Genomic DNA, 6,901 nt, shown 5'->3' on the forward strand with positions numbered 1-6,901 from the left:
GTTATCCCCCGTGAACTTGATTTTGTAAATCGTTTAGCATTTTTTTTGTAACTTCGTCTCGAAGCTTAATGAGTTTTCTGTATTCGCAAAAGCTACCCCCAGAATTTCTGTAAGCCTCACAAGCTTGTATTGAAAGCTCAATGGTGTCTTTTAAGCGTTTGTCAATTTGCTCAACAGCAGCTTTGTCTTCATTGCTTTTTTCGATTTTGTCTTTCAAAAAAAACACTAACCTTAAAAGTGAGCTTGTGAAGGCCATTCCTTCGTTCACTATGTCTAATTTTTCTCTACCAAAAGAGCTTTCAAACCCTTTTAGGAGTGTATTTTTTACATCCACTGCGTCTAGCAGCTCATGAATATTTTTTACTGCGTTCATTACGCTACCTCCAAATTGTTTCTAAATTTTGCATTGTAAAATTCTAGTCTGTTCTTTACGCGCTGTACTATTGCTTTGTTTTGAATTTTGAAAACTCTTAGCGAATCTATGTATCCGTTAGAAACGGCCTTAGAATTGCCAAGTGAATCCCAAATTACGGTTTTTCTGTCGTTTGCCACAATTACAAAATGGTAAAAACTAGAACTTTCGTCTTTGTACTTTGCAATCAAAATATCCGACTCTAAAGGCACGTAAGAACTCGGATAATGTTTTTCGTCAAAGTAAATATCTTCGTCAATACCTAAGTTTGCAAATATTGCGTTTGGAGAATTTACAAACGCATTGTCACCCCTTAGGCAGCCTTTACTTACAAGTCCCTTGAAAAGCAAATCAATCTCAAAGCAATCGAAACATTTTTCGACACCGTTTTTGATTTCTTTTACTACAAGGGCAACAAACAAAATGCAAAGGAAATAACACCCAAATTTAGAGATAATTTCGTTTTGTTCTTTGAATTTCATTTGCAAAGGCACCGCAAGTCTGTGAATTTCGACTTCTTTGAAAATCACTTTGTCGAACTTTTTGAATTGCTCTGCACTTTCTAGTAATTCTGATTTGTACTTCTTCAAAAAATAATCTTTCAAAAGATTATAGAAAAAATTGTAAACATTTAAAAATATTTTTTTATTCATTTAGCTTTTCCAATTTCATTGATCTTAGTTGTTCTCTTAGAATTTCTTCTGCTTTAATTGTTTCTTTTGCGCAAATATTTCTAATTTCTTGTGCTAAGTTTTCTTTGTTTACAGTGTTGATGAAATCCGTAGTTCTTTTTAGATCTTCTTTTACTGAATTTTTCATTTCTTCGAATTCGGTTTTTATTTTAGCGCTGTAGTAATTCTCAAGTTCTTTGAAAACTTCTTTCTTAACAACTTTGTAGTAATTCTCAAGTTCTTTGAAAACTTCAGCCTTGACCTTAGCTGCTTGAGTTTTGATGTCTGCTAGAAGTCCTTTAACAGCGTATGTACCAATTCCAGAAATTGATATTATTAGCATGGCTATGATACTGCTTACAATATTTACTTTCTTTAGTTTTGCCATATACCCTCCATCAGATTTCAATTTTTTTTACAAAAAAAAAATCATATTTCACCCACTTTGCACGCGTGTACAAAATAAATAAAACATGACTTAGCTAATTCAGACTATTGAGTCCAAATTATCTAATAGTGCTTTCACAGTATTAGATTTTGTAAAATATACAACTTTTTTGTTAAAAACCAAATAATTTTGTCTTTTTTTTTGAAAAAATCAAAATTTGTTGTACAATATTTTCGTGAGAGGATTTTTCATAAAATTACCTCTACAAAGTTTTGACTTTAATAGATGAGGAAAGAAAAGAAAAGTCTAGTCGCAAGTGCAACCAGACTTTCACCCTTTCATCACTAGTGATGAATCGGTTTTTCATAATGTAATTATGAAAAATATTTTATTAGAAAAAGCTAATTTAGACAAATCCAATTCACAAAACTTACTTATTAAGTTGGTGGAGAATAATCATAAAAAGACTTGTACGGATACTGTAAAAGTATCCTACGTTGAGTCTTTGATCAAAAAAATGTGTGTAAACCCATACAAAAGGATGCTGAAAGTCTACTGGGCAATCAGTGTTAAAAATAAAGACTACAAAAAAACATTCGGGGTTGAGCGTTATTCGGCTTGTGACATTTACAGAATTGTAGCAAAACTTCTAGAAAAAGATGGAAAAAGAGTTGTTTGTAATCGTACTGTCCAGCGAGACATTAAGATTCTAAATGATCTTGGCCTAATTCAAACCGTACTCCGAAAATTCGGAAAACACAAAACCGGTCATGGAAGTGTTGCACATTATATTCAAAACATGCAATTTGTAGCCTACCACAAAGAAATAATTTGGGAATATTTCGTATCTTTACTTGAAGAAAAACTTGCAAACAAAAAAATAGTAGGCGACTTCGACTGGAACATTCAAAATGCGGTGTTCAAAGTTTCTAAATTCCAAAATATCCAAAACAAATTTCAAAATCATACTAAGAATACCACATCCTTTAGGTTTGTTGATAACAAAGTTTCAGAAAAAAATTCCTATGGGACTTTTGAACAATCATGCGACATTACTTTACACAGCCAACACAGTAAAAGTCGTGTCAATACTATGTCGCCTCATGAGTCGCCGCCTGTTATTAATAAAGATAATATAAGTAATATTAAGTATAAGAATTCAAAGAATTCTATATATAATTCAAAAATTCTAAAAAACAATATTAATTTTGAAAAAAAAGACGTAGAGTCTCGACTTATTCAAAGAGACATTCCAAAAGATTTCCTTTACAGAGTAAAAGATCTTAGCAATAATGAATCAACTTACAAAAATGCGCTTAATAATTTGGAAACGGTTCTAGATGATCATAAAGATGTCAAATTAAAGTATATACTCGAGCATTTCTTAGAACAATTTTCTGAATATCGTTATAAGGTTTGGATGATGATGAAGCGTAATGATGGGGTTATTAGTGATTATGATCTAATTTGGAAAGATCGATTCACAGAATTTGTAAGTAAAAAAGTTGAGCTTAATGATTATGTGAAAAAAGTGCTTGCAATGGAAGCTAAAGAGAGAGAAAATCGTAGTAGAGAGCGTTTAGAGAGATCGAATAATAACCAAGTTCAGTCTGATAAACAAATACCAAATTCGGTGAATCAACAGCAATATAATGTAAATAGGGGCGCGCCGCCGCAGCTTCAGCAGTCGCAGCAGCTGCCTCATAGAAGAATTTACGAAAGAGAAAATACAAAAGGCATTGTTAAGGATTCTTCGGGGTTCAAGTCTCTCAAAGGCCTTACACTTGATAGTTTAGGAATTAGTAAAAAAGTAATTTGAGCCTATTTGGCTTTAGGAGGTAAAATGAAAATAAGAATGAAACATTTAGTAAGAAGACTTTACTTGAGAAGGGACAGAATTTGGCATGTTTACATGAGCACGGAAATTCAAAACAAAGCTAAGGACAAATCCATTACCAATTTTCCCAATTTGAAACCAGAAGATTTGGACTACGAGTACGTTTACAAGTTCTTGGATGAGTGGATTCAGAAGAAATACAACTCCAAACTGGGATTTACTATTGAGAAGGTAGATGGTCTTGAATATATTTGTAAGGCAAAAAGATATGCTAGTCTTAAGAAGATATTAACCAGAATTTTTAAAGATTATAAAGATATATTTCTTGGTAGGTTGCAGAAGGCTTCTGGTATTGCGGCAGTTCCCGGATCGACAGGTAAGGGGCAAGGTGGAAGTTAGAAAGGAGTGATCTATTAATTTTAGGATAAAAAGGGTAGTAAAAAGCCCAGTAAAAAAAACACCAACTAAAAAAAAGGTTGTTGTAACTACTAAAAATCAAATACCTTTTCATAATCATACTTTTTTTAAAAAAGAGATTTTGGGGGGTAAGGTCATGTATCATACAAGATTGATGAATGTTTTGTGGGCTTGGAGAGCCAGCAAAAAAATGTTTGCAATTTTCTTTGCCAATACGTTGAACAAAGAGAAAAAGGCGGTTTACTTGTACCCGTTGAAAGAGGGTGATGTGTTTTACGGAATTTTTTACGGATACAAAAGAATCAAGGGAAATAGGTTTTTCACCGATTATGCGTCTGTTTGTAGATTTTCTAAAAAAAAATTCAAAACCTTCAATAAGGCTTATTACCTTGAATTTAGGTTCAAAACGGGAAGTGTATTCCTGTATGTTCATACTATATCTTATTTCATTAACGGTCGGGATATTCGGTCTATTAGAAAATTGTATAAGAAACTTTTGAAGTTAGAACAAGAAGTGTTCAAGTTTTACTCCAAAGAGTTACAGCCCGAAGGAATTATTACTAAGTGGGTTGCAAAAATTAAGCAAAAAAGGGAAGAAATGCTAGATCAAATTGGCAATCTGATCAATCCCCCATCCCATCTGCGTGTACGCAGTCGATTTCGTAAGTTTTGAAAATTTACTATTATTTGGCTGTAATTTGTGTTATACTACATTTAGTAAGTGAGAAATTATGAAATCGGTGTTGACAACAAATATTACTGAAGAGCAAATATATAAAGAGTTCCTTCGACTAGGAATGGAACAACTAATAGCGCAAGATTTGTCAAAAAGATATTATCACAATGAGCTTACATATAGAGATTTGGAAAATTTAGAAAAACAATTTGGAATAAAGTTTGATAATCTTATTTCTGAAATTTCTTTTGTAGAGAAAAATTTAGATACTAAGATTGATGGTATAAAAAATGAGCTTAATGCCAAAATAGATGGTTTAAGTATCAAAGTAGATAACCTGGACGCCAAGATTGATACTGTAGAGAAGAATTTGCAAAAAGACATGTCTAATTTGGCACAAGATCTACGAAAAGATATGTCTAATTTGGCACAAGATCTAAAAAAAGATATGTCTAATTTGGCACAAGATCTACGAAAAGATATTCAAATTAATAGTAAATTATTATCGGAAAAACTCAAGGTAAGCAACAGAATAATAATTCTTATTACAGTATTAGTAGTTCCTATTGCTATATCTAGTATGGCAAATATTGTTATGTCGATAATTGACAGCTATCTCAAATAGAAATTACAAAGAATTTTTTACCCATAATTCAAAATCAAAATAAATCTATCTATTAATAAATTCATCTCCACCTAAATTTCATAGAAATTATAGGTGGAGAATTCTTTGTTATTATCTTGTTAAACTTGAAAATTTACTATTATTTGGCTGTAATTTGTGTTATACTACACTTAGTAAGTGAGGAATTATGGAATTAGTATCAACAATCAATATTACTGAAGAACAAATATATAAAGAGTTCCTTAGACTAGGAATGGAGCAACTAATAGCACAAGATTTATCTAAAAGATATTATCACAATAAGCTTACGTATAGAGATTTAGAAAATTTAGAAAAACAATTTGGTTTAAAGTTTGAGAATCTTGAGTTCAAGATTGATACTATAGAAAAGAATTTAAATACTAAGATTGATACTGTAAAAAGTGAACTTAATACCAAGATTGATACTGTAAAAAGTGAACTTAATACCAAGATTGATACTGTAGAAAAGAATTTGCAAAAAGACATAGCTAACTTAGATGCTAAGATTGATGCTGTAGAAAAGAATTTGCAAAAAGACATAGCTAACTTAGATGCTAAGATTGATGCTGTAGAAAAGAATTTGCAAAAAGACATGTCTAATTTGGAGCAAAATCTTAAAAAAGAGATGCAAACCAATAATCAATTATTATTAGAAAAAATTGAAACCAATAATCAATTATTATTAGAAAAAATTGAAACCAATAATCAATTATTATTAGAAAAATTCAAGGTGAGCAACAGAATAATAACCATTGCGGCAATAGTAGTAATTCCTATTGCGATATCTATTTTAGTTCCTTATGTTGTTTCGCTGATTGGCAGCCATTTGAATTAGCTTGCAAAAAATTTTTCACCCCGGTCAATTAATTAAGAGAAAATATTTTAGCTATAATTAACCTTTGTAATTTACTGGTATTATTATAGATTCCTTGATGTTTTAGGTTCGCATTAATGTATAATTTTAGATTATACAAATTTTTGCAAGATTCATTTTTAGTAAAAAAATTTAAAATTAAATTTGCAATAGTAGACGTAAGCTCATTAGAGCTGTTTAGATAATAATTCAGATTGTTTTGATTTAGCCTTAAAGGTGTAAATGACTTAATGTAATTGAGTTTTTGGTACAGATTTAATATACAAGGTGTTTTTACTAGGAGAAAGTTTTGTGAGTTAGAGTTATATTTGATTTCATGTAGAGTTTCTTTTGATTTTGCAATCAGAGAGTAAACAATTTTTAGCTGTTTAGTAGTTATATTGAAGTCAAATATATTTTTTGCTACATAATTAATTTTGTCTGCACTAATAGATAGTAGTTCACTTTTGTTTAGATTTTCAATGCATCTAGAAATTTTATTAGAGCAGATTAGAGAATATGTTTGAATTTGTAAACCGTTGTCCAACGTATAAGAAAGTATATCAGATTTGAAATTATAAGGAGTTTTGATATTTTGATTTTTTAGATGAGTTAATGGCATTCCAGAAGCCATGATAATTCCAAGTAATTGGTGAGTAGTGCTAGTAGCATTGATAAGATGCTCGCTAATTAGAATGAATTCATCCGGATTTATTTTATAGTAATCTTTTTTCTTGGTAGGCTTAGTTTTAGAAAAAAATTTGAGTAAAAACATATTAATATTATATAATATTATGTAAAATAGTCAAAATTTAGAGTTTCAGATTTTTAGGTTAAAGTTTACGTTTCTTGAAATTTCTTCAGATTTTTGGGTTAAAGTTCACGTTTTTTGAACCAAGGTTTAGGATATTTGGGTTAATCTTTGGAGATAAAATATCTATACTAAATAATAATAATAAATATTATTATTATTTAGTATAGATATTTTATCTCCAAAGATT

The 6,901-nt window shown here is 30.4% G+C and carries 9 protein-coding genes; 5 read left to right on the forward strand and 4 right to left on the reverse strand.

The window, feature by feature from the left end:
• Nucleotide 1: 1 nt before the first annotated feature.
• Genes HNP63_RS05680 through HNP63_RS05690 form a run of 3 tightly spaced genes read right to left on the reverse strand, consistent with a single transcriptional unit; the run spans nucleotide 2 to nucleotide 1,471 of the window.
• Nucleotides 2-373 carry a hypothetical protein gene (locus tag HNP63_RS05680; RefSeq protein ID WP_048830799.1) on the reverse strand — a complete coding sequence of 124 codons (372 nt, stop codon included), beginning with the start codon at nucleotides 371-373 and terminating at the stop codon, nucleotides 2-4.
• Nucleotides 373-1,065 (reverse strand): DUF261 family protein, encoded by a 693-nt coding sequence (locus HNP63_RS05685; RefSeq protein WP_048830800.1) that lies wholly within the window; start codon nucleotides 1,063-1,065, stop codon nucleotides 373-375. The genes HNP63_RS05680 and HNP63_RS05685 overlap by 1 nt, the downstream gene beginning before the upstream one ends.
• Nucleotides 1,058-1,471, reverse strand: a complete 414-nt coding sequence (locus tag HNP63_RS05690; RefSeq protein ID WP_183227469.1) for a hypothetical protein — start codon at nucleotides 1,469-1,471, stop codon at nucleotides 1,058-1,060. The genes HNP63_RS05685 and HNP63_RS05690 overlap by 8 nt, the downstream gene beginning before the upstream one ends.
• A gap of 316 nt (nucleotides 1,472-1,787) precedes the next feature.
• On the opposite strand from HNP63_RS05690, the gene HNP63_RS05695 reads away from it, so the two are divergent.
• The 5 genes from HNP63_RS05695 (at nucleotide 1,788) to bdr (HNP63_RS05715) (ending at nucleotide 5,882) form a co-directional block, all read left to right on the forward strand.
• Entirely contained in the window at nucleotides 1,788-3,290 is a 1,503-nt protein-coding gene (locus HNP63_RS05695; protein ID WP_373477052.1) for a plasmid maintenance protein, read from the forward strand.
• A 63-nt stretch (nucleotides 3,291-3,353) separates the two neighbouring features.
• Nucleotides 3,354-3,707, forward strand: a complete 354-nt coding sequence (locus tag HNP63_RS05700) for a hypothetical protein (protein ID WP_235685167.1) — start codon at nucleotides 3,354-3,356, stop codon at nucleotides 3,705-3,707.
• A 154-nt stretch (nucleotides 3,708-3,861) separates the two neighbouring features.
• On the forward strand, nucleotides 3,862-4,398 hold the full coding sequence (locus HNP63_RS05705) for a DUF226 domain-containing protein (RefSeq protein WP_183227473.1): 537 nt from the start codon (nucleotides 3,862-3,864) through the stop codon (nucleotides 4,396-4,398).
• Nucleotides 4,399-4,456: 58 nt separating this feature from the next.
• A complete protein-coding gene (gene bdr / locus HNP63_RS05710) occupies nucleotides 4,457-5,026 on the forward strand; it encodes a Bdr family repetitive protein (RefSeq protein WP_183227475.1) in 570 nt (189 codons plus the stop codon).
• A 187-nt stretch (nucleotides 5,027-5,213) separates the two neighbouring features.
• The gene (gene bdr / locus HNP63_RS05715; protein ID WP_183227477.1) at nucleotides 5,214-5,882 is read left to right on the forward strand and encodes a Bdr family repetitive protein; all 669 of its coding nucleotides are present in this window, start codon (nucleotides 5,214-5,216) and stop codon (nucleotides 5,880-5,882) included.
• Between the two features lie 28 nt (nucleotides 5,883-5,910).
• Here the strand turns inward: bdr (HNP63_RS05715) and HNP63_RS05720 are convergent, their stop codons facing one another.
• On the reverse strand, nucleotides 5,911-6,675 hold the full coding sequence (locus HNP63_RS05720) for a hypothetical protein (protein ID WP_183227479.1): 765 nt from the start codon (nucleotides 6,673-6,675) through the stop codon (nucleotides 5,911-5,913).
• Between the last annotated feature and the right edge of the window lie 226 nt (nucleotides 6,676-6,901).

This window comes from Borreliella afzelii (genome assembly GCF_014202295.1).
GTDB lineage: Bacteria > Spirochaetota > Spirochaetia > Borreliales > Borreliaceae > Borreliella > Borreliella afzelii.

Bases quoted from the DNA above. Each gene is read 5' to 3' on its own strand.
- HNP63_RS05680 (WP_048830799.1), bottom strand. From the start codon at position 373: ATGAACGCAGTAAAAAATATTCATGAGCTGCTAGACGCAGTGGATGTA.
- HNP63_RS05685 (WP_048830800.1), bottom strand. From the start codon at position 1,065: ATGAATAAAAAAATATTTTTAAATGTTTACAATTTTTTCTATAATCTT.
- HNP63_RS05690 (WP_183227469.1), bottom strand. From the start codon at position 1,471: ATGGCAAAACTAAAGAAAGTAAATATTGTAAGCAGTATCATAGCCATG.
- HNP63_RS05705 (WP_183227473.1), top strand. From the start codon at position 3,862: ATGTATCATACAAGATTGATGAATGTTTTGTGGGCTTGGAGAGCCAGC.
- bdr (WP_183227475.1), top strand. From the start codon at position 4,457: ATGAAATCGGTGTTGACAACAAATATTACTGAAGAGCAAATATATAAA.
- bdr (WP_183227477.1), top strand. From the start codon at position 5,214: ATGGAATTAGTATCAACAATCAATATTACTGAAGAACAAATATATAAA.
- HNP63_RS05720 (WP_183227479.1), bottom strand. From the start codon at position 6,675: ATGTTTTTACTCAAATTTTTTTCTAAAACTAAGCCTACCAAGAAAAAA.